Here is a 22,605-nt window from a genome sequence, read left to right as displayed (position 1 = left end):
ATCCTGGATGACAGGCAGATGCTGACAAAGGAGTAGCGGTGATCATGACGATTCGAAGGTTCGTTCCGCTGGCGTTGGTGGCAGGCGCGGGTGCTGTGGCAATCGCGGTCGCACCGCTTGCCGGAGCGGCCCCATCATGCACGTCGACCGGGTTGGCAAGTGTCTGCCAATCCGGTGGGAACGCACAAGTCATCGCCACCCCGCCACCGGTCGACTATGGACCCGCGTACCCGTTCCTGGGGGACGTACTGATCTTCCATCACGACGGCCGTCGCTGACGCAGTGCGCGAACGTCATTCGCACTGGAGCGGAATGGTCACCTCCAGGGTCGTCCCACCGCCGACGGGGCTGGAGATGGCCAGCCGGCCGGCCAGCGCCTCGACTCGATCCTTGAGGCCGATCAGCCCGGAGCCCGCCCCGGCCGTCGCACCACCGACCCCGTCGTCGCTGATCTTCAGATGCAAATCGAAATCACCGGCGGTGGCGATCACCTTGACTTCGGATGCCCGCGCGTGTTTCGCGGCGTTGGTCAGTGCCTCCGCGACGACGTAATAGGCTGCCACTTCAACCGATTCCGGTAACCGGCGATCGACAGTGACGTTCAGTTCGACGGGCACCGCGGAGCGTCGGGCAAGCGTTTTGATCGCGGGTCCGAGTCCGCCTTTGGAAAGGATCGCGGGATGGATGCCCCTGGAGATCTCCTGCAAGTCGGTCGACACTCCGACCAGCCCGTCGACGAGACGGGACAGCCGGTCGCGCAGCTCCTGCTGCTCGGCAGGCACCGCGGCCTCGACCGCGCGCAGTTCGAGGCCCAGCGACACGAGTCGCTGCTGGGCGCCGTCGTGGAGGTCGCGTTCAAAGCGACGCCTGGCCTGGTCGCCGGCGGTGACGATGCGCGCGCGGGACGCGGTGAGCTCCGCGCGGGTCTCGGCGTTGGAGATGGCGGTCGCCACCAGATCCGCGAAATCCCCTATGCGCGCTTCGGTTTCGGGGGGCAGCGGCTCGGTTTGCGCCGTTCCGATCACCAGCGCACCCCAGATCGTGCCGTTGATGATGATCGGCGCACCCACCGACGCGTGGATGCCGAGGTGACGCATCCGTTCGGCGGTGGGGCCGACGGCGGACTGGAACGAGTCGACTCGGGCCGGCTGTCCGGTCGCGAGGATCTTCGCCGCCGTGCTGTCACCGTCGAGCGGAAGACGTTCGCCGATAGACAGTTTCGTCAGACCACTGTCGTCGCGGGCGGCCAGCAGTACCAGCGCTTCGCCGGATTCGTAGCGCAGCAGCAACACATTGTCGATACCGAGGCCGCGGGACAACTCGGTGACGGCTGCGGGATACACCTGGGCCGGGTCGACTCCGCGCGCCACCAGTGTCGCGACGCGCCGAAGCGCCGCTTGTTGCTCCGCGAGCGCACTGACCTTGGCGTGGCTGGCCTCGACCATGCGCTGCGCCTCGCGCAACCGGTCCTGCTCGCGGCGGCGGTCGGTGACATCGCGCGCGGCGCCGTACAGCAGCCCGTTCACAGCCACGATGCTCCACTCGAGCCAGCGCACCGCACCGTCGGCGCGCAGACAGCGGTTCTCGAATTGCGCCCGGCCGCCACTGCCGGCCAGCGTCTCCACAAACGACGTGGTGCGGTCGCGATCGTCGGGATGGACGAACTCGGTGTAGCGGCGCGACAGCAACTCGGTGCGCGGAGAACCGAATATGCGTTCCGCCGCCGGGTTGAGCCTGCGGACTCGTTTGGCGTCGCCGATGAAGAACAGGTCAGAGGTCAGGTCGAAGAACCGTTCGAGTTCCGTACGGCTGGCTTCGAGTTCGGCATTGATGGCTTCGCGGTCGCGGGCGGCGGCGAGCATCGCCTCCAGCGAAGGAACCATCCGTTGCACCCGATGTTGTGCCGTCTCCGGCAGGTTCGCGGGGACCGACAACGTGCCGAGTTCGGTGCGCCCGTCGCACAGCGAGTACACCGCTGTGTGCTCGGTGGCTTCCGCGCGTTCGGTATTCAGCTTGACGAACGGCAGCCCGAGCATCTGTGCCATCCGCTTGCCCGCGGCGTCCAGCGCGGGCCCCAGATCGCCCGCACGCAGCATGAGCCTGCCCAGGTCGGCGGCCAGGTCGGCTTCACGGCGGCGCTGCTCCGACTCGGCGGCGCGCACTCGGGCCTGTCCGGCAAGGGCGTTGGCCAGCAGCGCGACGGGAAGAAAGATCAGGATCGACACCACATCCTGCGGGTGCCTGGGGATCAACGTCCCCATCGTCTCCATGTGGAAGTAGACGTAGACCACTGCACTGGCCAGCGAGGTGGCCACCGCCAGGCGGAAACCCCACCCGGCCGATATCACCAGCACTCCCAACAGGAACACTGCGCCGAATGCGTTTTCCGGCGCGATGCGATGCAGCTGCTTCACCAGCAGTGTTTCCGCGGTGATGAACGCGGCGGCCACCGATATGCCCAGCCACAGTGGAGGGGCAGTCGGCCGCACGACAAGCGCCAGCAGTCGCGCGTACAGCGAACGTCCAGGTTCAGGCGCACGCGACGGTGGGGAAATGCACTGCTGATTCATCTGGTTTCTCCAACACGGGATGCCCCCCGGATTATTGCCGGTGCCAAGCGGTCCCGCGCTATGGGCGCTACGTTCGAGTTCCTGTTGGTTTCAATGGCAGGCATTCCGGCTAGCCGGAATGTAATGACGGTTGACTTCTGCGAGGCTGAAGCAGTGTATTGCCGTGGGTTGCGATATGCGTTGTCTGATCGTTGACGACAGCGCCGACTTTCGCGATGCCGCGAGCGCCATGCTGGAGCGCGCGGGAATCGACGTTGTCGGAAAAGCATCGAATAGCGCTGAGGCGCTTCGATTTTACGAGGACATGCATCCCGACGTGGCGCTGGTCGATGTTGACCTCGGCGGCGAAGACGGCTTCGAACTCGCAGAGTTACTCGACCGCGTGAGCGCGGCGGCGAGCAGGCTGGCGGTCATTCTGGTTTCGACGTACGCCGAGTCGGACCTCGAAGAGATGATCCACGACAGCCCGGCAGTGGGGTTCTTGCAGAAGTTCTCGTTGTCCCCCGACGCCATCCGCAACTTGCTGGAGGTCAGCGAGCCTCGAGGTAGGTGATCACCGCGCGGACGCGGCGGTGGTCGTCACCGGTCTCCGGCAGATTGAGCTTTGTCAGGATGCTGCGGACATGCTTTTCGACGGTGCCCTCGGTGACCCAGAGCCGCCTGGCGATGCCGGCATTCGACCGGCCTTCGGCCATCAACATCAGCACCTCTTGTTCGCGCGAGCTCAGCACGGCCAGCGGGTCGTCGCGGCGGCGCGCCGATACCAACTCCTGTACCAGGGCGGGATCGACCACCGAGGCGCCCTTGGACACGCGTTCCAGGGTGTCGACGAAATCAGCCACATCGGTGACCCGGGTTTTCAGCAGGTAGCCGATGGCGTGCCCGCTGGCCAGCAGTTCGGTCGCATGCTCGACCTCCACGTGCGCGGACAGCACCATGATGCCGGTGTCGGGCAGTTCCGCGCGGATCACCTTGGCCGCGTCGAGGCCCTCGGTGGTGTGCGTCGGTGGCATCCGGATGTCGACGATGACGAGTTGCGGTTTGCGGTCGCGAACCAGGGCAAGCAACTCCGTCGCATCGGCGGCCTGCCCCACGACCTCGAAACCCGAACGTTCGAGCAGGCTGGCCAGTCCCTCGCGCAACAGCACGTCATCGTCGGCGACGACGACCTGCACGGCAGACATGATGATCCTTCCGGCTCCGGGATACAACAGGACGAACCCACCAATCTTGCACAAACTCACCGTTCGAGCAGCAAGATTGCGGCTAGCGGGTACGGCGCTCTCGCGCTAGCGCGAATGCCGAATTGCGGTCAGCGTTGACGACTTCGAGGCACCCGGCCGGGAGAGTTGTACCCCATGACCGCCGCCTCGCACTGGCTGGACGAGCCCCACACGACGAGCGCACTCGAAAATCCTCGCACGCTCGAAAGGTACCTCGTTGAGGCGGTCGGCACATTCGGGCTGGTCCTGACGGTCGGTGTGGCTCTGTGCAGCGGCCCATCCGTTGCGGCGCTGGGTCTGGGCGCGGTCGTGATGGTGGTGATCTACGCGGGCGCCTACCGCGTCGGCGCGCATCTCAATCCGGCCATCACGCTGGCGGCGACGCTGCGGGGCCGAGTTCCGATCGGTGAGGCGGCCGCACGCTGGACCACTCAGCTCGCCGCCGGATTGGGCGCGGCAATCGCCACTCGGCGGACTGTCGGAGTGGGGCAGTCGGCAGTGGGGATGATGTTGAGCGGGCGGGTGCTGGTGCTGGCGTACGGCGCGGAACTGTTGTTCACTTTCGTCCTCGCCTACGTGATCTTCGGTTGCGTGCAATCGCGGCCAGCGTCGAACAGCCTGTGGCACTTGACCGTCGGAGCGACGGTCATTGCGTGGTCGGTGGACTTCGCGGCGTTGTTTTCCAGCGTCTATCTGGTCAGCCAGGTGATCGCCGGAGCGTGCACGGCAATCGCGTTTCTCGCCATCGGTTCGGCGGCCCGCTGATGTTTCTGGAGCTTCGTATCCTCGGCGCGACGATCATCGTCACCTCGCCGTCGCATAATCGGCGTTGCCGCCGGGTAGACGACGACCATGACTACCGCAAAGTCGCTGTACCAAAGGTGGATCAACGAATTGTGGGCGGGCAAGCCGGTCGCGGCTGAGCTGGTCACCGACGACTTCGTCGGGCACTGGCCCGACCGCGTGGTCCGCGGTCCCGACGAACTGCAGGCAGTCGTCGACGAGACGCACGCGATGTTCACCGAGTTGCAGTTCGTCATCGAGGTCGAGCCGTTCGTCGAGCGTGATCTGGTCGCCGCGCGCTGGATCGGCACCGGGGCGACGGCACAGGGCCCTGCCCGGTTCACCGGAAACGACATCCTGCGCGTCGCCGACGACCGGTTCGTCGAGTACTGGACGGGCACGTCGACCGGCTAACCCGCCGCGTCCTGCAGCAGTTGACGCAACTTCTCGATCGGGTCCCCTGCGCCCGGGTTCAGCCGCAGCGGTCCGGTCGGCTCGTCGGGCTGCGGTGACGTCGTCGCACCTGCAGGCGGCGCGGGTGGCGGCGACGCAGGTGGCGGGGGCGGTGCGAGCGGCGCAGTGCCGAGGTTCGCGATCTTCGTGTTCAGTCGGTTCGCCGCGTCGTCGCGGATCGCTCGGCGCTCGGGGTCCGGATCGGCGTTGCCCGCGAAGCATCGGCCCGGCGCAGCGCCGATGACGCCGAGCGCACCGGTGTAGAAGCCGCGCGCGGCGTCCGGACGCCCCTCCCAGGCGGCCAGGTCCCCCTGGCGCTCCCGGACCAGTTCGAGGTTCACCCGTCCCTCACACGCCAGGCCCGGGTCGGCTCCGGCCAGCGCCTCGGAGAACCGGGCGTCGGCCTCGTCGAGGCGGCCCTCGAGCACCGCCAGCGTTCCCGCAGCGAACGACGCCTTCGCCGGTTCGACGACGTTGACGATCCGCATCGTCGACACGTCCGTGCGCAGCGCAGGCACTTGGCCATCGGCGAAATGTATGGCAGCCGCATGCCCCGCTATCACCGCCGAGATCAGCTTCGCGGCGGTCAGCAGCGTGGCAACGACCACCGGCGCCGAGAACAGCAGTAGGCGGCGGCGCAACCGCAGCCGGGTGGGCACATGCTTCACCATGCCGTCGTCCGTGTCCTGCGAAGTTCGCGAACGGTCAAGAACAGCTCGAACAGCAGCAGCACCGACGCCGGCAGCGTGAACACCCAGTACAGCTCCGTGGGCGCAGCCGCCACGAGCACCGTATTCGACTGTGTTCCAGCAGGATTCGACGTAACAGTGGTCTGGGGGAGCGGCTCACCGGCTTGCCGGTGCACGTAGGGGACCCCGAGCTGTTCGGCAACGAGCTGTAGACGAGCCTGGTCGAATGTCGGCGGGCCGCCGTAGCCCAGCACCGCTCCACCGTCGACCGTGCCTGCCACCGGCTGGAATTCGCCTTGCGGCACACTGGATCCGCTCACGCCCGATCCGAAGTAGAACACCAGGTTGGCCGAATCGCGGTACTGTTGCCCAGCGGCAATGAGTTGATAGCGCAACACGTTGGCGGCGGCGCCGGCATCGGCGGTCGACTCTCCGTCCGGTTCGTTGTATGGCGCCAGTCGTGCGATCACCGGCTGCAGGCTCCACACATCCTCGGAGAGCGGCCAATTCAGCGAGGCCCGCGACGAGAACACGATCACCGCGAACCGGGCGTGGGGGTAGCGGGCGAGCAATCCGTTGATGTCGGCGCGAATGCCGTCCATGCGTGACGCGTCCCCATAGTCGGTGACGCCGGCTTCCGGCGATCGGTCCACCACCAGGAACACGTTGACGTTTTCACCGCCTGGCGCTGACGCCGCAGTCTGCTGGCCGTCTGTCGCGAGACTTGGCCGCATCGCGGCGATCATCACCAGCATGACCGCCAGCGTCAGTCCGCACCAGCGCCACACGGTGCCCCATCGCGCCCCCGCCGAGGTGTGCAACTGGTACATCGTGATCAACCGGAGTGCAATGAGCGCGAACGCGATTGCGCCAAGCAGCGCCGGCGGCAGAACCGGGTCGAACCTCATCGCCGCAACACCGCCAGCGAGACGCACAGCAGCGCGGATGCGATGACGGCGACGGCGAGCGGAAGGTCGGGCGCATCCGATCGCCACCCGAGCGCCGTCGCGCCGCCGGGAAGGCCGGCCGCGGGTGGCCGCTGACCGATGCGGTCCAAGTCAGCGGGCAGCGTGGATTCCGCGGGGTCGTAGTAGAAGAACTGTCCCTTCGTGGCTTCGGTGATGGACCGCAGTCCGGCCTCTCGGCCGCGTGGCGAGGTGGTGACGACGTTGATCTGGACACCCGCTTTCGCCGCCATCTCGGTGACACGCTGGTCGACGAACAATGCGGGCCGACTCTCGTCGGGCGCTCGAATGGAACTGGGGCCCAGATAGATCACCGAACGGCCGTGGGTGCTCCTGGCGTCGAACGACGGGAACCCGGTCATGCACAACGCGAGGACATCGTCGATGCTGGGTGCGTAGTCGACGTAGGACACGGTCGGGGCGAACGCCGCGGCGTTGGCTCGACCCGCTGTGGCGAAGTTCCCGAATTGGCCTGCGGCGTACTGGTAGTCGCGGGTCAACGGCACAACGCGGCGCGTCGGTGAGGTCAGCCCGATGCGCTGGGTGCCGAACGTTTTCACCTTGGCCGCGTAATAGCTGAGGAACTCGGAGGTGGCCGTGTTAGCCAGCGGCTCCCCGACGCACAGCATGATGTCCTGCGGCACATCGCCTTCCGACGTCCACAACCATCCGGTGGGCCGCGCGCTGGCCAGCATAGCGGCGCAGAACACCGTCGACAACAGCGTCACGGTGACGACCATGGCGAGCATCCGCATGCGCGCGAGCCGGGCGTAGTCCGGTAGGCGGGTCAACCGCGAGGCGTTGGCCAGCGGCCGCAGTGTCCTGCGGGCATCCTCTTTCGCCGACAACACGGCCAGGGCGACGGCCCCTGCCAGGCAGCCGAATCCGACGACAGCGACCGGCCACCAACTCAGCTCCACGTCCGTATCAACTCCTCGGCCGTGCCTGCGAGATCGGCCATGTCCTCGCGTGACTCGGCGTTGAACCGGACGTCGTTGAGTGCGGCGATCACCGGACCGGCCGCGGCCAGTTCGCTGGCCATGATCGCGTCGACATGCATGTACTGGACCGGTGTCCCGGTGGCCTGATGCAGGAAGCTGCGCAGCGCGCCGCCGATACGTGCGCCTGCCTCCGCTGCGGTGAGGACGCCGGAGCGGTGCTGGGCGACCGCTCGACGGATGCTGCGGGAGAACCGCCTGCGCAACACGTAGCCGTGCCACGACCGGATCACCGGTATCCGACGCAGCTGTCGCGACGGCAGCGTCGAGACGAATACCACTGCGTACCAGGCGATCACCACCGCGATCAGCGTCAACGCCAACGACAGCCACCACAGCGAATACGGCGGTGTGCCGCTGACGAACCGCAGCAGGTCATCCGGCACGGGCGAACACCTCCGTCATCTCGACGAGGCGGTGCCGGATATCCCTGCTGCCGGCGATGATGGTGTGCGGTATGGCGTTCGCGGTCATGAATTGAGTGAGCTGTCGGGCTCTTTCCTTTTCGGCGCGGCGATACGCGGCGATGATCCTGGGACCCAGCGCGGCACCGCTCATCACGAATTGCCCGGTGGCCACGTCGTAGCCACTGTGGTCGTCGTCGGTGCCCGTCACCGCGGGCATATCCGCCACCATCGCCCACAACACGTCGTGGCGGGCACGCAGGCGAGCGACAGTGTCGGAGAGGCGGTCGTCGACGTCGGGCTCGTCGGACACCACGACCAGCAGCAATGGGTGCCGGTAATGCGTTGTGACATAGTCGAGTTGGCACGCGATGTCGCTGGGTCCCTGCTGTTCGCGGGTGTGGGTCTGAAATCGGTGCAGCATGCTCTCGATGTGTGTCTCACCCCGGCGCGCCGGGATGTTGACGCAGCCGCGACCGTCGCCGTACACCAGCCCGATCTGGTCGGCACGGCCGACGGTGATCAACCCGATTGCGCCCAGGATGTTGGTGGCGACATCGCGTTTCGTCTCTCCGCTGGGCGCCGACGCCGACATGTTGCGGCCCGCGTCGGCGACAAGCAGGATCTTGTGGTGCTTCTCGGAGACGAAGCGCTTTATCAACACCGCGCCGGACCTGGCCGACGCCTTCCAGTCGATGTCGCGGACGTCGTCGCCGGGGACGTACGGCCGCAACTCGTCGAACTCCATGCTGCGCGTGTGCAACAGGGCGTAGCGGCCGCCTTCCAACATGCCACGGGTGTCCGTGCCGAAATGCGCCTTGGCCCTGTTCAGATGCTTGCCCACGGCGATCTCTAGGGCACCCGCACCGCTTGCAGCACGGCATCGATGACCACATCCGGCGTGATGTTGGCGCTCACCGCCTCGAAGCCGAGAATCAGCCGGTGCCGCAGCACGCGGTGGGCGAGTCTGGCGATGTCGTCGGGGATGACGTGCGCGCGACCGGAGAGCACCGCGAGCGCACGCGCGGACTGGCACAGCGCGATGGTGGCACGCGGGCTGGCACCGTATTCGATAACGCGGCCAAGGTTTTTCGGCAGATACTGCTCGGGTGTGCGGGTCACGTTGACCAGCCTGCTGGCGTACAGCATCAAGGCGCGGTCCATGTGGACGTTGCGGACCGCGTGTTGCAGGCGGCGAATGTCGTCGAGGCCGACCACAGCGCGGGTGCGACGGTTGCGGTCGTACACACCCGCGTCCATCCGTGCCATCACCTCGACTTCTTGCTCCGAGGAGGGGTAGCTCAGGACGTCTTTGAGCATGAACCGGTCGGTCTGCGCCTCGGAAAGCGGATAGGTGCCTTCCTGGTCGACGGGGTTCTGGGTGGCGATCACCAGAAAGGGTTCCGGGATCGGGTACACCTGGCCTGCGATGGTGGTCTGGCGTTCCTCCATCGCCTCCAGCATCGCGCTCTGCGTTTTGGCGCTCGACCGGTTGATCTCGTCGAGCAGCACGATGTTGCTGTGCACCGGACCCAACTGCGTGACGAAGGAATGCGTTTCGGCTTCGTACACCTGCGTGCCGATGATGTCGCTGGGCAGCAGGTCCGGTGTGCACTGGATGCGCTGGAATCCGCCGTGAATGGCTTCGGCGATCACCCGGGCCGCCGTCGTCTTGGCCAGCCCGGGAACGCTCTCGACCAGGATGTGCCCGCCTGTGAGCAGTCCGATCAGCAGTGACTCACGCAGGTGCTCCTGACCGACCACCTTCGCCGAGAACGCGTCGGCGATCGCGCCGACGACGCGCTGGGCCTCGGCCACGTCGGACTGCACGCGCGCTGCGGTCATGGATGCCTCTCGGGGGGAACGAAGTGCGTTGAGTACCCGGGCCAGGGTATTCGCACACCGTCGTCAGGCGGTCAGCCGAAGCCCAAGGCCAGCGCCACCGCCACGGCCCACAGCAGCATCGTCAGGCCGGTGTCGCGCAACACCGGGATCAGATCCTTACCGCCGAGACCTCTCCGGACCGGACCGGACGCCCGTAACGCGAGCGGCGCCGCGATCAACCCCACCGCGCACCACGGGGTCGCCAGCATCAGCACCAGCGTCAGCGCGAACGCGACGAGCAGCAGCGCGTGGTACAGCACCCGGGTGCGGGCGTCGCCGAGGCGCACCGCGAGCGTGATCTTGCCGGACTCCGTGTCGGTCGGGATGTCGCGCAGGTTGTTGGCCACCAGCACCGCCGACGACAGCGATCCCATCGCCACCGCCAACGCCAACCCGACCCAGTCCACCCGCAGCGCCTGCGTGAACTGCGTGCCCAGCACCGCGACCAGGCCGAAGAACACGAACACCGCGACCTCGCCGAGACCGAGGTACCCGTACGGCTTGGACCCGCCGGTGTACAGCCAGGCCCCGGCGATGCACACCGCACCGACGGCGATCAGCCACGGCGCGGACGACCACGCCAGCACCAGACCGGCCACCGCCGCGACGCCGAGGCTCACCACCGCGGCCGTCAGCACCGCACGCGGCGCGGCCAGTTTCGAGCCGACCAGTCGCAGCGGGCCCGCCCGGACGTCGTCGGTGCCGCGGATGCCGTCGGAGTAGTCGTTGGCGTAGTTGACGCCGATGATCATCGCGACCGCGACGAGCAGTGCCAGCAACGCCTTCCACCAGCACGCGGCATGTAGCCAAGCAGCGCCACCAGTGCCTGCGATCACCGGCGCGATCGCATTGGGCAACGTCCGCGGGCGGGCACCCTCGACCCATTGCGCAAAACTGGCCACGAGCGTCATCGTCGCATGACGCACGATTGGGGCTGTCGGTCGCCCTGAAGTGTTAGCTCGGTGGGCGCGCACCCTGCTGCACCCGTCTGCGAGCAATCATCCGCTGAATCGGTTGGGGCCCAATGTGTTCGAGTGCTCGACGCGCTGCGACAACAGGCTACCGAAGTGGCCGAACGACGGACGCCGCGCGCAGATGCTGGCGAATTTGTCGATCACTTTTCCCGAGGTGCCGTCGGGGTGACACCTAGCGCAGTGTTGCGGTGACGGGCGCGGTCTGAGCAGTCGATTGGCGGTGAGGCGGACGGCAACAATTCGGCGTTGAGGATCTACTGAGGCTGGCATCGGATGCTGGTTTCGCCAGAAGGCAAACCAACACCATCACTGAAGGGAACATCCGAAATGTCAACGTACGCAACACGGTTAATGACCAAAGTCACCGCCCGCCGGATCATCGTCGGAGCCATGCTGTCACCAGCTGCGGCTCTGTTGGTGCTCAGCCCGGGCGCGAACGCAGCTGATCAGGTCATCAACGGGCCGGTCAAGCAGTCCGTGGTCCAGAAGCAAAACCTGAGTCAGGCGCCGGACGCCAAGATCCGCGATCTCACCAACGGCGGTACTCATATCCGATGCATCCGGATAAGAGTCTGGCACGACGGTTACGTACTCACACGTGTCCGCTGCGTCGGCTGGCGCGACTAGATGGACGTGACCATCGGGAACGGGGACGTGCCGCGCGTGGCGTGGCACGTCCCCGAGGGTGTGTTTAGACAATGTTGAGTGGTGCAGTTCCGGTGTGCATCAATGTTGGATCAGATCCGGGGTCCGTCTTGAATGCCAGAAGACGGGCTTCACATCTGCTTGCCGGAGCAAACTTCCACCAGCACGAAGTGCCGTGCATTCCTATCCTGGGCGGATATCACAGAGGATCCTGCGGCTCGGCCGGCTGCATCTCAAAAGTAAACTCGCGGTCGCCGATGCGGATATGGTCGCCATCGCTGAGGGTGGCGTTGCCGCGGATCTTGCGGCGCTCCACCTGAACCCCGTTGGCCGAGCCCAGATCGGTGATGACAAAGCTGGTTCCGGTGTCAACGATGACCGCGTGGTTCCGGCTTACCTTCGCGTCAGCCAGAACGATGTCACTGTTCGGTAGACGCCCGATCCGGGTAGCCGCACCCTTCAGCGGATAGCGACGCCCGGAGTCGTCCCGAAGAAGGGCCAAGGAGGACTCCACGGCAGAGGCGGTTCGCTTACCGAGGGTGGTCGCGGCTCGGGCGGCGGTTTTCTCGGCAGCCTTTTTGACGTCGAGCCGTTCCTGGCGCAGGACCTGCTCGTGGAGGGCACGCACCGCCGGGCTGGGTTCAATGCCGAGGTCGTCAGCGAGCGTTGTTCTCAAATGTCGGTAGGCATCTAGTGCGTCGGCTTGTCGATTATCGAGATAGTAGGCAGTGATCAGCTGTGCCCACAGCGGTTCGCGATAGGGATGTTCGACCGTCAGCGCTTCGAGCTCACTTATCACCGCATGGCCCCGGCCGCAGGCGATTTCGGCCTCAGCGCGGGCAGTGTGCGCCAGCACCTTGTCCTCCACAAGCGCGGTCGCGAACGCGTCGACAAAAGTGAACTCGCGCAGATCCTCGAGCACCGGACCGCGCCACTCGGCCAGCGCGGCCGACAGGTGCTGGCTCGCCTGCTCGAATTGGCGGGCTGCCGCGGCCCGCACTCCGGCGTTCTTCTCGAGGATGAATCGGCCGATGTCACAGTCCGCGTCGGCGACGCTTAGCCGATATCCCGGCGGCGCATTCGCCAACACCGTGCGCGAATCGACCCCCCCACCGGTTAGGACTCGGCGCAGGTTGGAGACGTATGTGTGCACAGTCGCACGCGCCCCCGGCGGAAGCCACTCATCCCAGGCCGCGGTGATCAACGACTCGATGCCCACTGGCCGATTACGGTTGATCACCAACATGGCCAGCACGGCTCGCTGCTTCGGCGTCCCCAACGACAACGACTTGTTGTCGACGGTCACCTGCAACTGCCCGAGGACACCGAACCCGATACCCTTCTCCGCCATACGCTTGGAGTCCTCCACGTCACCGATGTCAGGACGGGCTCAACGCGGTTCTGGCGCGGGCCAATTCAGGCAGGGCGCTGTCGCCGGCCATGTGTTCGGTCGCCGCGATGAGCAATGCCCGCGCAGCCGCCCCACGTAGATCGAAATCGTCCAGTGCTGCCCGCAATTCGAACAGCGGCGCGTCCTGACGGCGGGCCAGTGCCATCGCGGCCGCCAAATCCGTGGCCCGCAATTCAGGGTCGGGGTACGTGCGGGCCCGCACCCGAAGCAACTCAGCGTCGTAGACATGCATTCCGGTGCCCTCAGCAATTTGCAGTGCAGCGTCGACGCGGACGCGAGCCTGGTCCCGCTGGCCCGCGGTGATCATGAGTTGCCCGAGAATGCCGTCGTGGCGCGTTCCGTAGGCATAAAACCCGACGGAGCGCCAGAAGTCGATACACCCTGCGGTGGCGTCGATCTGAGCCGACAAGGCGGCTTCGTCCGCCTGCTCAGTGGCCATCAGCTCATACGAATCGATCAGGCACTGTTCGGTGGCGCCATACATCTGCCAGAAATCGAATCCATACCGCTCAGCTCGTTCCAGCAGGTCCGCGATAAGCTGTCGGGCGGTTTCGAACTGTCCTTGCCAACATCGCATTTCGATCTCAAAGTCGGTCACCGTGGCATGGTTGTACGGGCCTTGCGGGAAACCGAGTTGCTCGGCGTGCCTATAGGCGTTGGTCAAGTCCGCCTCGGCGAGTGCAAGATCACCGTGGAGTGTATGGATCAAAGCCAAGTGTTCATGCCCCACCACAACCGGGTCTTCGGGAATGAACCACAATGCTTCCATGCGGTGTTCGTCGTCTTCGGCTACGCCCGCGACCGCTTTCTCGAAGTTCCCCCGCGCAACTGCAAATTCACCGCGGTGGAAAGCCACCATCCCCAATCCGCATTCAATCGCAGGGGCGAACCACTGCCGCTCCTCGGCGGCGCTGGCTTGCAGGACTCCTAGCAGTTGCGCCGCCCGCGACAAGTCGGCGCGCGGAATGTAATAGCTGCACAGCGCAAGCAACGTCGCGAACAGCTGGTCGTCGCGCAGGTCAGTACCGGCAAGTTGCAGGCAGCGCTCGAATTCCTCGACCACGGCGGGGCTTTGGTATCCCTCGGCGGCAGCAGCGAGGAACCCACGCTCCAGACGGGGGGCGATCTCGCGGCGGTCGCGGTCACGGCCGGCCGGAGCGCTTCCGAGTTGCGTGATGGCACGCGTGAGGTAGTTGCGCGCCTCATCAAGTGCGCCGCGACGTCGGGCACTGGTGGAGGCCCGCTGGTAGGCGGAGGCGGCGTCGGCGTGGCGTTCGGCCTGCTCATAGTGGGTAGCCACCAGTCGCCAGTCGGGGTCACCTACGGCGCCCTCGACCAGCGCGTCGGCGACTCTGGCATGCAGCTCGCGCCGCACGCTGGGGGGTGCCAGTTCGGCGGCGACCTCACGCAGCAGTTCGTGGCGGAACCGCCATGCGTCCGTCCCCTGGGGCTCGAGAACTCGAGCGTCCTCGAGTTCGTCGACGACGACGTCGACCTCGTCGGCGCTCAACGCCGACGCCGCCTGTAGTAGACCTCGGTCGACGTGGCGTCCGATGACGGCGGCGGCCTGGACCACTGGCCCGGCATCGGGGGTCGCGAGCAGCCGCGCGAACAGTGGCTCATAGAGCGGGTCGGGCACTGGCGGCCGTTGGGCGTCCGCCGGTACACGCAGTCCGCTGACGACCTGTTCGATGTAGAAAGGCACTCCGTCGCAGCGCTCCCGCACCGACGCGCACTCTTCGGGAGTCACTGTGGGGTCCAGCGCCCGAACGAGTTCATCGGAGTGTTCATCGCTCAACGGCGCCAGATCGAACACCTTGACCGGCCAGCCGTCGGACAGCCACGTCCCCGAGCGCCCGGTTATGACCACCAGCAGCCGTCCTTCAGTACCGTGGAGCAGCGCGTCGAGCAGTTCGAGGCTGGAGGAATCGAACCAGTGCACATCCTCGGCGAGGATCAATCCCGATTCGCCTCCGAAGCACGCCAGGAGATAGCGCTGTACCGCCTGGGCGATCAGTTCCTGCAGCTTGCGGCCCTCGGCCGGCATCGGTCTGTAACCATGCTCGGGAGCGATGCCCAACACCGGCGCCAGCAATGGCACTGCTGCGGAATCGACGCGCTGGGCAGTGAGTTCGGCATGCAGCAGCCGCAGCCGCTGGGCCGGCTCGGTGTGCCGGTTGATACCACAGCGGAACTCGAAGAGTGACCTGACGGGATGCAGCCCCGCGTCGGGGTGTAGCGGGGAGCCCGCCAGCTCCAGGACCTTTCCACCGCCGCCCTTCACCAGTGCGGTGGCCGCGGCCGCGAGTCGGCTCTTTCCGATCCCCGCCTCACCGCGGAACACCAGCCCGGGTGTGGTCAACGTGCCCGCCTGCGCCCGACTCCAACTCTTGTGCAGCCGCGCCAGTTCTCGGTCGCGTGCAATCAGCGGCCCCAACGACGCCCCAGGGGGCTCGATCCGCTCACACACCACCCGGTAAGGGCGCACCGCCCCATCGACCGTTTGAAGGGGCACGGCGTCGAAGGGTTCCACCTCGAAGGCGCGCCGGATCAGCCGCTCCACCGAATCGGAAACGAGGACGACACCTGGGGGGGCCAAAGCGGACATCCTCGTGGCCAGATTTGCCGCCAACCCGTAGACGTCGTCGTGAGCCTTGTCCAGGTACACCAGCCCACGGTGTACGCCAATCCGAATGTCAATCTGGGATTTGAACCGGCGGCTGGCCTGTTCGCTGAGCCGGGACACCTCACGCATGATCTCCAGGCCTGTCTCCACTGCCCGACGGACGTCGTCTTCGTGAGCGTTGGGATAGCCGAACACGACTAGCAGTCCATCCCCCTTCGCGGAGTTGACGTGGCCCCCAAAGCGGTCGGCAACCTGCAGCACAAGATCGTGATATCGGGCGACCAACACTCGGTAGGTCTCGGCATCGACGCGCATCGACAGGGCGGTCGAGTCCGCCAGATCAGTCGACAGGATCGTCAACCGCCGAATTTGACCACCATCGGTTGGAACAGACAGCAAATCTTCGGCGTCTGCATTCCCGTCGTCGACCGCCAACACCTGATCGGCTAGCGCCGTAGCGACCACTCGATCATCGCTATTGATCGCCGCCACCGCCCGATCTAGCAAGTCGTCGATCGAGGCTCCAGCGCTTACGGGTTCCGAACTGGGCCGCACAGGGTCCTTCCCCGGTGCCAACCTTGTTGTGTCCACCGAAAGAGACGCCTCTTCCGGCAATGGCGCGTGGCCCTCTGAGCCTGTCTCGCTACCGACAAGCGTCGCAGGACGCGTTGGCGCAGGCTCTTCGCACGAAGCAGCCGCATTGGCACTCGACAGCACCGCCCGGGCGGCCTCAGCCAACTCCAGCGGCGTTTGATAACGCTCGGCGGGATCCTTCGCCATGCCCTTAGCGATCACCGCGTCGAACTCCGTAGGCACGCCCGGGTTAGTTGTTGACGGCTGTGGGGGCGGCGTCGCGAGATGCGCCATGACCTGTTGCTCCACACCGTCGCCTGCGAACGGCCGCTTGGCAGTCAAGCATTCCTGCAACACGCAGGCCAACGCGTAGACATCAACCCGTCCGTCAGCATCGCCATCGCGGAACCGCTCGGGCGCCATGTAATGCATCGTTCCGACGAAGTGCCCCGAACTGGTCAACCCGGTTTCCTGGGCGGCCCGAGCGATGCCGAAGTCGATGAGATATGCGAAGTCATACCGGGTGATCAAGATGTTGGAAGGCTTGACATCGCGGTGTATTAGGCCACTCTGGTGGACCGCATCTAATGCGTGGGCCACCTGCTCAATGATCGCAACCGCACGGGGCGGGATCAGCGGACCCTCGGCCAGCAAGGCGTGCAGATCCCGGCCCTCGATGAGCCTCATCTCGACATACAGCCGGCCGTCAATTTCCCCGAAGCTGTGGATCGGAACCACATGCGGTTCGTGGAGGCGAGCGGCAGCTTGAGCCTCGCGGCGAAAGCGCTGCCGGAACACCTCGTCTTGTGCCCATTGTGGGGGCAGCACCTTCACAGCCACGATGCGGTCGGCGACGGTGTCATGCGCCCGCCAGACCTCGCCCATTCCGCCACGGCCAAGCAATTCCTGCAGGAGATAGTGGCTGAATGAAGTCCCCTTGACCAAGCCGTCCACAGTGACCCCCCGATCAGCGCTGGCTAATTCACCTTAAGCCGACGTAAATAATGACGCAGACGGTTCGCGGATTAAGGGCAGAACTGGCAACCCGCCTGTCACACAGCTGGACCGCGGCGTCGCATCCGTGCGGCGGTTGCGGCCTTCCCGCCGGCGGGATGACCCGCTCAACGCGCCACTGTGCCTATCCAACAGCGAACGGGCTTGTTGCCGAGGGCGCGACGAGGCGCAGCCAGCTTCAGCGTCCGACGGCCGGCCCACCGCGCGCACAGGTACCTGAAAACGCGGCGCCATCGTCGCATGACCCACAATGGTCCGGTGTTAGGTGTCATCGGCGGCAGCGGTTTCTATACGTTCTTCGGTCCCGACGCGCGCAGCATCAATCTGGATACGCCGTACGGTCCGCCGAGTGCCCCGATCACGGTGGGCACGGTCGGCCAGCACGAAGTCGCGTTCCTGCCGCGGCACGGCGTCAAGCACGAGTTCTCGCCGCACACTGTGCCGTACCGCGCCAACATGTGGGCGCTTAGGGCGTTGGGCGTGCGCCGCATCTTCGGGCCGTGCTCGGTCGGCAGCCTCACCGCCGAGTTGGGCCCCGGCGCCATGGTGGTGCCCGATCAACTGGTGGACCGCACCACGGGCCGCACCGATACGTACTTCGACTCCGGCGGCATCCACGTGGCGTTCGCCGATCCGTACTGCCCGACACTGCGGGCGGCGGCGGCCGATCTGCCCGGCGTGGTCGACGGCGGCACGATGGTGGTGATCCAGGGGCCCAGGTTCTCGACCCGCGCCGAGAGCCAGTGGTTCGCGCGGCAGGGCTTCACGCTGGTCAACATGACCGGATATCCCGAGGCGGTGCTCGCCAGGGAACTCGAAATGTGTTATGCCGCCATTGCTTTGGTCACCGACCTGGACGCGGGCATCGATGCCGGGACGGCGGTACGGGCGGTTGACGTGTTCGCCGAGTTCGAACGCAACTTGGTGCCGTTCAAGAAGTTGGTGCTCGAGGCCATCGAGAGTGTGACGACCGAACGCACCTGTACCCATTGCCTGCCGCACGAGGGTGTCGAACTGCCCTTCGAGCTGCCGTGAGGGTGCTGCTGACCGGCGCGGCCGGGTTCATCGGGGCGCGGGTGGCCGCGGCGCTGACCGAGCAAGGCCACGACGTGGTGGCGGTCGACGCGATGCTGTCCGCCGCGCATGGCGCGAAAGCCGAACTGCCACAAAGTGTTCAGCGTGTCGACGTACGCGACGCCGCGGCACTGGCGCCACTGCTCGATGGCGTCGAGGTGGTGTGTCATCAGGCCGCGGTGGTCGGCGCCGGGGTGGATGCCGCCGACGCGCCGTCCTACGGCAGCCACAACGACTTCGGCACCGCGGTGCTGCTCGCCGAGATGTTCGCCGCAGGCTGTCAGCGGCTGGTGCTGGCGTCGTCCATGGTGGTGTACGGGCAGGGCCGGTTCGAATGTGTCGAACACGGACTCGTCGACCCCCCACCGCGTACCAGGGCCGACCTCGAGGCGGGGATCTTCGAACACCGCTGTCCGATCTGCAGGGAGCAGGTGGGCTGGCGGTTGGTGGACGAAGATGCACCGTTGCGACCGCGCAGTCTCTATGCGGCCAGCAAAACCGCGCAGGAGCATTACGCGCTGGCGTGGGCCGAGTCCACGGGTGGCTCCGTAGTGGCGCTGCGCTATCACAACGTCTACGGCCCCGGCATGCCAAGGGATACGCCGTACTCGGGGGTGGCGGCGATCTTTCGCAGCCAACTCGAAGCGGGCGATGTGCCAAGGGTTTTTGAAGACGGCGGCCAGATGCGCGACTTCGTCCACGTCGACGACGTCGCCGCTGCCAACGTGGCGGCGGTCGACAGCGAACTGGGCGGGTTCTCGGCGTTCAACGTCTGCTCGGGTCGGCCGATCTCGATCCTCGAGATGGCCACCGAACTGTCGGAGGCTCGCGGCGATGTGCTGCCGGTCGTCACCGGTCAGTACCGCAGCGGCGACGTGCGCCATATCGTGGCGGATCCGACCCGCGCCGCCGACGTGCTCGGATTCCGGGCGGCCGTCGACCCACGCGACGGGCTGCGGGAGTTCGCGTATGCACCCCTTCGGGCGTAGAGGTTCACCTAGTACAACTGGTGGGATGAAGCCAGCGATCTGCGAGCAGTTCGGTATCGATTTCCCCCTGTTCGCGTTCAGTCATTGCAGAGACGTGGTGGCCGCGGTCACCAACGCGGGCGGGTTCGGCGTCCTCGGGGCGACCGCGTTCACGCCCGACTGGCTGGACAAAGAGTTGTCGTGGATCGACGAGCACGTCGGCGGCAAACCGTACGGCGTCGATCTGATCGTGCCCGCCAAGTTCGAGGGCAAGGGCGAGAAGCTCAAACCCGGTGAACTGGCGTCGCGGATTCCCGACGAGTACCGCGGCTTCATCGCCGACCTGCTCGCGGCGCACGGCATCGAACCCGAGGAGGCACCGCGGACCGGTCCGTCGTTCCTGTCGGGGGACACCGGTGCCGACCTGCTCGATGTCGCCTTCGGACACCCCATCAAGCTGATCGCCAATGCGCTCGGGGTGCCGCCCGACTACATGATCGAGGCAGGCAAGGAGCGCGGCGTTCCGGTGGCCGCACTGGTCGGCGCCAAGGAGCATGCGGCCAAACAGGTGCAGGCCGGCGTCGACCTGATCGTCGCCCAGGGCACCGAAGCCGGCGGCCACTGCGGCGAGGTGACGACGCTGGTGCTCATCCCGGAAGTGATCGAAGCGATCGACGGCGCGGTGCCGGTGCTGGCCGCGGGCGGCATCGTGACCGGCAGGCAGATGGCCGCCACCGTCGCGATGGGCGCCGACGGCGCGTGGACCGGGTCGGTGTGGCTGACCACGGAGGAGGCGGAGACCGCGCCGCACACCGTGCAGAAGATGCTGGCCGCCACGTCGCGGGACACCGTGCGGTCTGCCGGTCGGACCGGAAAGCCTGCGCGGCAACTGAAGTCGGAGTGGACCGACGCGTGGCTGCCCAACGAAGGCGGGCAGAAGCCGCTGCCGCTGCCGCTGCAGTCGATGTTGAGCGAGCCCGTCATCCGCCGCGTCGACATGCTGGCGTCACAAGGCCACCAAGGTGCCCAAGCGTTGGCCACCTACTTCGTCGGCCAGGGAGTGGGGCTGATGAACAAGGTGAAACCCGCGCGCGAAGTGGTGCGCGAGTTCATCGAGGACTACCTGGCGGCGACGGAGCGGCTGAGCAACTCGCTGCCGGACTGAGGCCGTTACGGCACGCTGACGCAGCCCACACCCGGCACGCAACCGCCTCCACCACCGGGGCCGCCGCCGCCGGTCGGGCCGCCGGGAATCGAGCCGCCGCCGCCCGCGGGGCCACCGCCACCGGTGGGCCCGCCCGGAATGCCGCCACCGCCGCCCTCGGGACCGCCGCCGCCGGTGGGTCCACCCGGAATGGTGCCGCCACCACCTTCTGGACCGCCGCCCCCGGTGGGGGCGCCCGGAACCGCGGTCCCCGTGGTCGTCGCCGGGGCGGGAGTAGTCGTTGAGGTGTCTGACGTGGTGGTCGTCGTCGTCGACGTGGTGGTCTCGCCGCCGTTGTCACCACCGCCGCAGCCGACCGCCAGCACCATCGCCGCCGCGCCGCCGAACAGCGCCAAACTCGTTCTTGCACCCGATTTCATGGCGGCAGTGTTACCCGCCGCTACAGCGCCGAAACGCTAGGCCCTTAGTCGGCCAGCGGCAACCGCACCTCGAAGCGCGCGCCCGTGCCGAGGTTGTGCGCCGACAACGTGCCGCGATGCGCCTGCACCAACCCGGCCGCGATGGCAAGCCCCAACCCCGATCCGCTCGGCAATGACGAATCGGCCCGCGGCACCCGGTCATTGGAGCCGCGGTACGCGACGTCGAACACCCGCGGCAGGTCGGCCTCGTCGATGCCGACCCCGGTGTCGTCGACGCGGGCCCATGCGCCGTGCTCGTCGGAGCCCAGCGCCAGCAACACCTTGCCGCCGGACGGCGTATGGGCGATCGCGTTCGCAACCAGATTGGACAGCACCCGCACCAGCGCCCGGTCGCTGCCAAGGACCTGCACTGGCTTGTTTGGCAACTCCGCCTTCAACAACACCCCGGCCCGCTCAGCGGCAATCCGGTGTGCGGCAAGCACATCGTCGACAACCTCGTCGAGCGCCACCTTGTCGAGCACCGGTTCCACCGCACCCGCATTGATCTTGGACATCTCGAACAGGTCGTCGACCATTTCGGACAGCCGAATCGATTCCTGCTCAATCGTTTTCGCGTGCACTCGAACCTCAGAATCGGGCACCACGCCGTCGGCGATGGCCTCCGACACGGCCCTGATGCCCGCCAGCGGCGTGCGCAGGTCGTGGCTGACGAATGCGACCAACCGACGACGTGAATGCTCAGCAGCGCGTTCGGAATCGCGAATCTCCTGCTCCCACACCGTCCTTCGTGCCTGATAACGCGCCAGCATCACCGCGGCAGGCAGGGTCACCACCGACACGATCACCAGCACGACGGCGGTGCGCTCGAACGTCTCGGTGATCATGAACCCGCTGGCGCCCAGCACGCCGCTGAACGTCGCCAACACCGGGATCAGCACCAGTGCCACCATGCTGACGGCCAGCGACCACGACCGCGCCAACCGGATGATGATCGCTCCGGCGAGCACCACGGGCACCGAGCATGCCAGCGCCCACGCGGCGATCTCCCACAAGTCATTCGGCACTGTTGCCATCCCACAGGTATCCGCGGCCCCACACGGTCTGCACCCGATGGTGTCTGCCGAGTTTGGACCGTAGCCGCTTGACGTGCACGGTGACCGTCGACAGGTCGCCGAAGTCCCAGCGCCACACTTCCTTCAACAACTCCTCGCGCGAGAACACGGTGTCGGTATGGGTGAGGAAGAACGTCAGCAGATCGAACTCGCGGTTGGTCAAGCTGACGGGCTCTCCGGCGATGGTCACCGACCGTGCGGCGGTCGAGACGGTCATCTCGCCGACGGTGACGTCCGTGGGCAACGTGTTGACCGGTGAGGCGGCCCGCCGCAGCACCGAGCGGACGCGCAGCGCCAACTCCCGCGGGCTGAACGGCTTGGTGACGTAATCGTCGGCCCCGGCCTCGAGGCCTGCGATCCGGTCGTCCTCCTCGCCGAGCGCGGTCAGCAGGATCACCGGCATGGCGTAGCTGCCGCGCTGCCGCAGGCTGCGGCACAGCGTGAGCCCGTCCGGTCCCGGCATCATCACGTCGAGCACCGCGACGTCGATGTGCTGGGAGCCGAGTAGCCGCATCGCCTCGGCGCCGTCGTGTGCGATCGAGACGTCCAGGCCGTCGCGCTCCAGGTACCGGCGCACGACATCACGCACGACAATGTCGTCGTCGGCGATCAGTACGCGCGTCATGGTTTAGACCTTAATCCGGCGGTGCCGCTA

22 protein-coding genes are annotated in these 22,605 nt (G+C 66.5%); 8 read left to right on the top strand and 14 right to left on the bottom strand.

All coding sequences use genetic code 11. The features are described from left to right. Positions 1-44: 44 nt before the first annotated feature. The gene (locus A5724_RS24990) at positions 45-278 is read left to right on the top strand and encodes a hypothetical protein (RefSeq protein WP_067808824.1); all 234 of its coding nucleotides are present in this window, start codon (positions 45-47) and stop codon (positions 276-278) included. A gap of 15 nt (positions 279-293) precedes the next feature. Here A5724_RS24990 and A5724_RS24985 read toward each other — a convergent pair whose 3' ends face one another. Beyond that, positions 294-2,570: a DUF4118 domain-containing protein gene (locus tag A5724_RS24985; RefSeq protein ID WP_082965256.1), complete on the bottom strand. Its 2,277-nt coding sequence runs from the start codon at positions 2,568-2,570 to the stop codon at positions 294-296. A gap of 175 nt (positions 2,571-2,745) precedes the next feature. Between A5724_RS24985 and A5724_RS24980 the strand changes: the two genes are divergently transcribed. Next, on the top strand, positions 2,746-3,123 hold the full coding sequence (locus A5724_RS24980; RefSeq protein ID WP_067808639.1) for a response regulator: 378 nt from the start codon (positions 2,746-2,748) through the stop codon (positions 3,121-3,123). Here the strand turns inward: A5724_RS24980 and A5724_RS24975 are convergent. Next, entirely contained in the window at positions 3,101-3,754 is a 654-nt protein-coding gene (locus A5724_RS24975; protein WP_067808820.1) for a response regulator transcription factor, read from the bottom strand. The genes A5724_RS24980 and A5724_RS24975 overlap by 23 nt on opposite strands. Before the next feature lie 174 nt (positions 3,755-3,928). On the opposite strand from A5724_RS24975, the gene A5724_RS24970 reads away from it, so the two are divergent. Continuing rightward, entirely contained in the window at positions 3,929-4,558 is a 630-nt protein-coding gene (locus tag A5724_RS24970) for an aquaporin (protein WP_067808636.1), read from the top strand. Positions 4,559-4,645: 87 nt separating this feature from the next. Further along, a complete protein-coding gene (locus tag A5724_RS24965) occupies positions 4,646-4,990 on the top strand; it encodes an ester cyclase (RefSeq protein WP_067808634.1) in 345 nt (114 codons plus the stop codon). Here A5724_RS24965 and A5724_RS24960 read toward each other — a convergent pair. From A5724_RS24960 to A5724_RS24930, 7 genes are all read right to left on the bottom strand, one after another. After that, positions 4,987-5,700 carry a hypothetical protein gene (locus A5724_RS24960; RefSeq protein ID WP_067808632.1) on the bottom strand — a complete coding sequence of 238 codons (714 nt, stop codon included), beginning with the start codon at positions 5,698-5,700 and terminating at the stop codon, positions 4,987-4,989. The genes A5724_RS24965 and A5724_RS24960 overlap by 4 nt on opposite strands. Then, positions 5,694-6,626, bottom strand: a complete 933-nt coding sequence (locus A5724_RS24955) for a hypothetical protein (protein WP_067808818.1) — start codon at positions 6,624-6,626, stop codon at positions 5,694-5,696. The genes A5724_RS24960 and A5724_RS24955 overlap by 7 nt, the downstream gene beginning before the upstream one ends. Continuing rightward, entirely contained in the window at positions 6,623-7,603 is a 981-nt protein-coding gene (locus A5724_RS24950; protein ID WP_067808630.1) for a hypothetical protein, read from the bottom strand. Before A5724_RS24950 ends, A5724_RS24955 begins: the two co-directional genes overlap by 4 nt. Then, entirely contained in the window at positions 7,594-8,067 is a 474-nt protein-coding gene (locus A5724_RS24945; protein WP_067808628.1) for a hypothetical protein, read from the bottom strand. Before A5724_RS24945 ends, A5724_RS24950 begins: the two co-directional genes overlap by 10 nt. Continuing rightward, positions 8,057-8,929 (bottom strand): DUF58 domain-containing protein, encoded by an 873-nt coding sequence (locus A5724_RS24940; protein WP_067808626.1) that lies wholly within the window; start codon positions 8,927-8,929, stop codon positions 8,057-8,059. The genes A5724_RS24945 and A5724_RS24940 overlap by 11 nt, the downstream gene beginning before the upstream one ends. A gap of 8 nt (positions 8,930-8,937) precedes the next feature. Beyond that, positions 8,938-9,930, bottom strand: a complete 993-nt coding sequence (locus tag A5724_RS24935; RefSeq protein ID WP_067808624.1) for a MoxR family ATPase — start codon at positions 9,928-9,930, stop codon at positions 8,938-8,940. Between the two features lie 71 nt (positions 9,931-10,001). Beyond that, on the bottom strand, positions 10,002-10,871 hold the full coding sequence (locus A5724_RS24930; RefSeq protein ID WP_067808816.1) for a 1,4-dihydroxy-2-naphthoate polyprenyltransferase: 870 nt from the start codon (positions 10,869-10,871) through the stop codon (positions 10,002-10,004). A gap of 423 nt (positions 10,872-11,294) precedes the next feature. Between A5724_RS24930 and A5724_RS24925 the strand changes: the two genes are divergently transcribed. After that, a complete protein-coding gene (locus A5724_RS24925) occupies positions 11,295-11,570 on the top strand; it encodes a hypothetical protein (protein ID WP_067808622.1) in 276 nt (91 codons plus the stop codon). 217 nt (positions 11,571-11,787) lie between these two features. On the opposite strand, the gene A5724_RS24920 is transcribed toward A5724_RS24925, so the two are convergent. Together A5724_RS24920 and A5724_RS24915 are read right to left on the bottom strand one after the other, a co-directional pair. Further along, positions 11,788-12,939 carry a BTAD domain-containing putative transcriptional regulator gene (locus A5724_RS24920; RefSeq protein ID WP_067808620.1) on the bottom strand — a complete coding sequence of 384 codons (1,152 nt, stop codon included), beginning with the start codon at positions 12,937-12,939 and terminating at the stop codon, positions 11,788-11,790. Between the two features lie 28 nt (positions 12,940-12,967). Further along, positions 12,968-17,143: a protein kinase gene (locus tag A5724_RS24915; protein ID WP_232004972.1), complete on the bottom strand. Its 4,176-nt coding sequence runs from the start codon at positions 17,141-17,143 to the stop codon at positions 12,968-12,970. A gap of 309 nt (positions 17,144-17,452) precedes the next feature. Here A5724_RS24915 and A5724_RS24910 point away from each other — a divergent pair, with 309 nt between their 5' ends. The 3 genes from A5724_RS24910 to A5724_RS24900 are packed head-to-tail and all read left to right on the top strand — an operon-like array spanning position 17,453 to position 20,419. Further along, positions 17,453-18,247, top strand: a complete 795-nt coding sequence (locus tag A5724_RS24910) for an S-methyl-5'-thioadenosine phosphorylase (protein ID WP_156752443.1) — start codon at positions 17,453-17,455, stop codon at positions 18,245-18,247. After that, positions 18,244-19,275, top strand: a complete 1,032-nt coding sequence (locus A5724_RS24905) for an NAD-dependent epimerase/dehydratase family protein (protein WP_067808616.1) — start codon at positions 18,244-18,246, stop codon at positions 19,273-19,275. The genes A5724_RS24910 and A5724_RS24905 overlap by 4 nt, the downstream gene beginning before the upstream one ends. Before the next feature lie 25 nt (positions 19,276-19,300). Continuing rightward, complete coding sequence (locus tag A5724_RS24900) at positions 19,301-20,419, top strand: nitronate monooxygenase family protein (protein ID WP_067808614.1); 1,119 nt, start codon at positions 19,301-19,303, stop codon at positions 20,417-20,419. Between the two features lie 5 nt (positions 20,420-20,424). Here the strand turns inward: A5724_RS24900 and A5724_RS33930 are convergent, their stop codons facing one another. The 3 genes from A5724_RS33930 to A5724_RS24885 are packed head-to-tail and all read right to left on the bottom strand — an operon-like array spanning position 20,425 to position 22,575. Further along, the gene (locus A5724_RS33930) at positions 20,425-20,838 is read right to left on the bottom strand and encodes a hypothetical protein (RefSeq protein WP_067808612.1); all 414 of its coding nucleotides are present in this window, start codon (positions 20,836-20,838) and stop codon (positions 20,425-20,427) included. Between the two features lie 44 nt (positions 20,839-20,882). Continuing rightward, complete coding sequence (locus tag A5724_RS24890) at positions 20,883-21,911, bottom strand: cell wall metabolism sensor histidine kinase WalK (protein ID WP_156752442.1); 1,029 nt, start codon at positions 21,909-21,911, stop codon at positions 20,883-20,885. Beyond that, positions 21,892-22,575, bottom strand: coding sequence for a response regulator transcription factor (locus A5724_RS24885; protein WP_067808611.1), 684 nt, complete (start codon positions 22,573-22,575; stop codon positions 21,892-21,894). The genes A5724_RS24890 and A5724_RS24885 overlap by 20 nt, the downstream gene beginning before the upstream one ends. Positions 22,576-22,605 lie beyond the last annotated feature (30 nt).

Source organism: Mycobacterium sp. ACS1612 (assembly GCF_001667505.1).
GTDB lineage: Bacteria > Actinomycetota > Actinomycetes > Mycobacteriales > Mycobacteriaceae > Mycobacterium.
Note: the sequence above shows the minus strand (reverse complement) of the source record. Positions and strands in the feature narration are given on the sequence as shown.

Coding starts and splice junctions, on each gene's coding strand:
- A5724_RS24990 (WP_067808824.1), top strand. CDS start 45: ATGACGATTCGAAGGTTCGTTCCGCTGGCGTTGGTGGCAGGCGCGGGT.
- A5724_RS24985 (WP_082965256.1), bottom strand. CDS start 2,570: ATGAATCAGCAGTGCATTTCCCCACCGTCGCGTGCGCCTGAACCTGGA.
- A5724_RS24980 (WP_067808639.1), top strand. CDS start 2,746: ATGCGTTGTCTGATCGTTGACGACAGCGCCGACTTTCGCGATGCCGCG.
- A5724_RS24975 (WP_067808820.1), bottom strand. CDS start 3,754: ATGTCTGCCGTGCAGGTCGTCGTCGCCGACGATGACGTGCTGTTGCGC.
- A5724_RS24970 (WP_067808636.1), top strand. CDS start 3,929: ATGACCGCCGCCTCGCACTGGCTGGACGAGCCCCACACGACGAGCGCA.
- A5724_RS24965 (WP_067808634.1), top strand. CDS start 4,646: ATGACTACCGCAAAGTCGCTGTACCAAAGGTGGATCAACGAATTGTGG.
- A5724_RS24960 (WP_067808632.1), bottom strand. CDS start 5,700: ATGGTGAAGCATGTGCCCACCCGGCTGCGGTTGCGCCGCCGCCTACTG.
- A5724_RS24955 (WP_067808818.1), bottom strand. CDS start 6,626: ATGAGGTTCGACCCGGTTCTGCCGCCGGCGCTGCTTGGCGCAATCGCG.
- A5724_RS24935 (WP_067808624.1), bottom strand. CDS start 9,930: ATGACCGCAGCGCGCGTGCAGTCCGACGTGGCCGAGGCCCAGCGCGTC.
- A5724_RS24925 (WP_067808622.1), top strand. CDS start 11,295: ATGACCAAAGTCACCGCCCGCCGGATCATCGTCGGAGCCATGCTGTCA.
- A5724_RS24920 (WP_067808620.1), bottom strand. CDS start 12,939: ATGGCGGAGAAGGGTATCGGGTTCGGTGTCCTCGGGCAGTTGCAGGTG.
- A5724_RS24910 (WP_156752443.1), top strand. CDS start 17,453: ATGACCCACAATGGTCCGGTGTTAGGTGTCATCGGCGGCAGCGGTTTC.
- A5724_RS24900 (WP_067808614.1), top strand. CDS start 19,301: ATGAAGCCAGCGATCTGCGAGCAGTTCGGTATCGATTTCCCCCTGTTC.
- A5724_RS33930 (WP_067808612.1), bottom strand. CDS start 20,838: ATGAAATCGGGTGCAAGAACGAGTTTGGCGCTGTTCGGCGGCGCGGCG.
- A5724_RS24890 (WP_156752442.1), bottom strand. CDS start 21,911: ATGGCAACAGTGCCGAATGACTTGTGGGAGATCGCCGCGTGGGCGCTG.
- A5724_RS24885 (WP_067808611.1), bottom strand. CDS start 22,575: ATGACGCGCGTACTGATCGCCGACGACGACATTGTCGTGCGTGATGTC.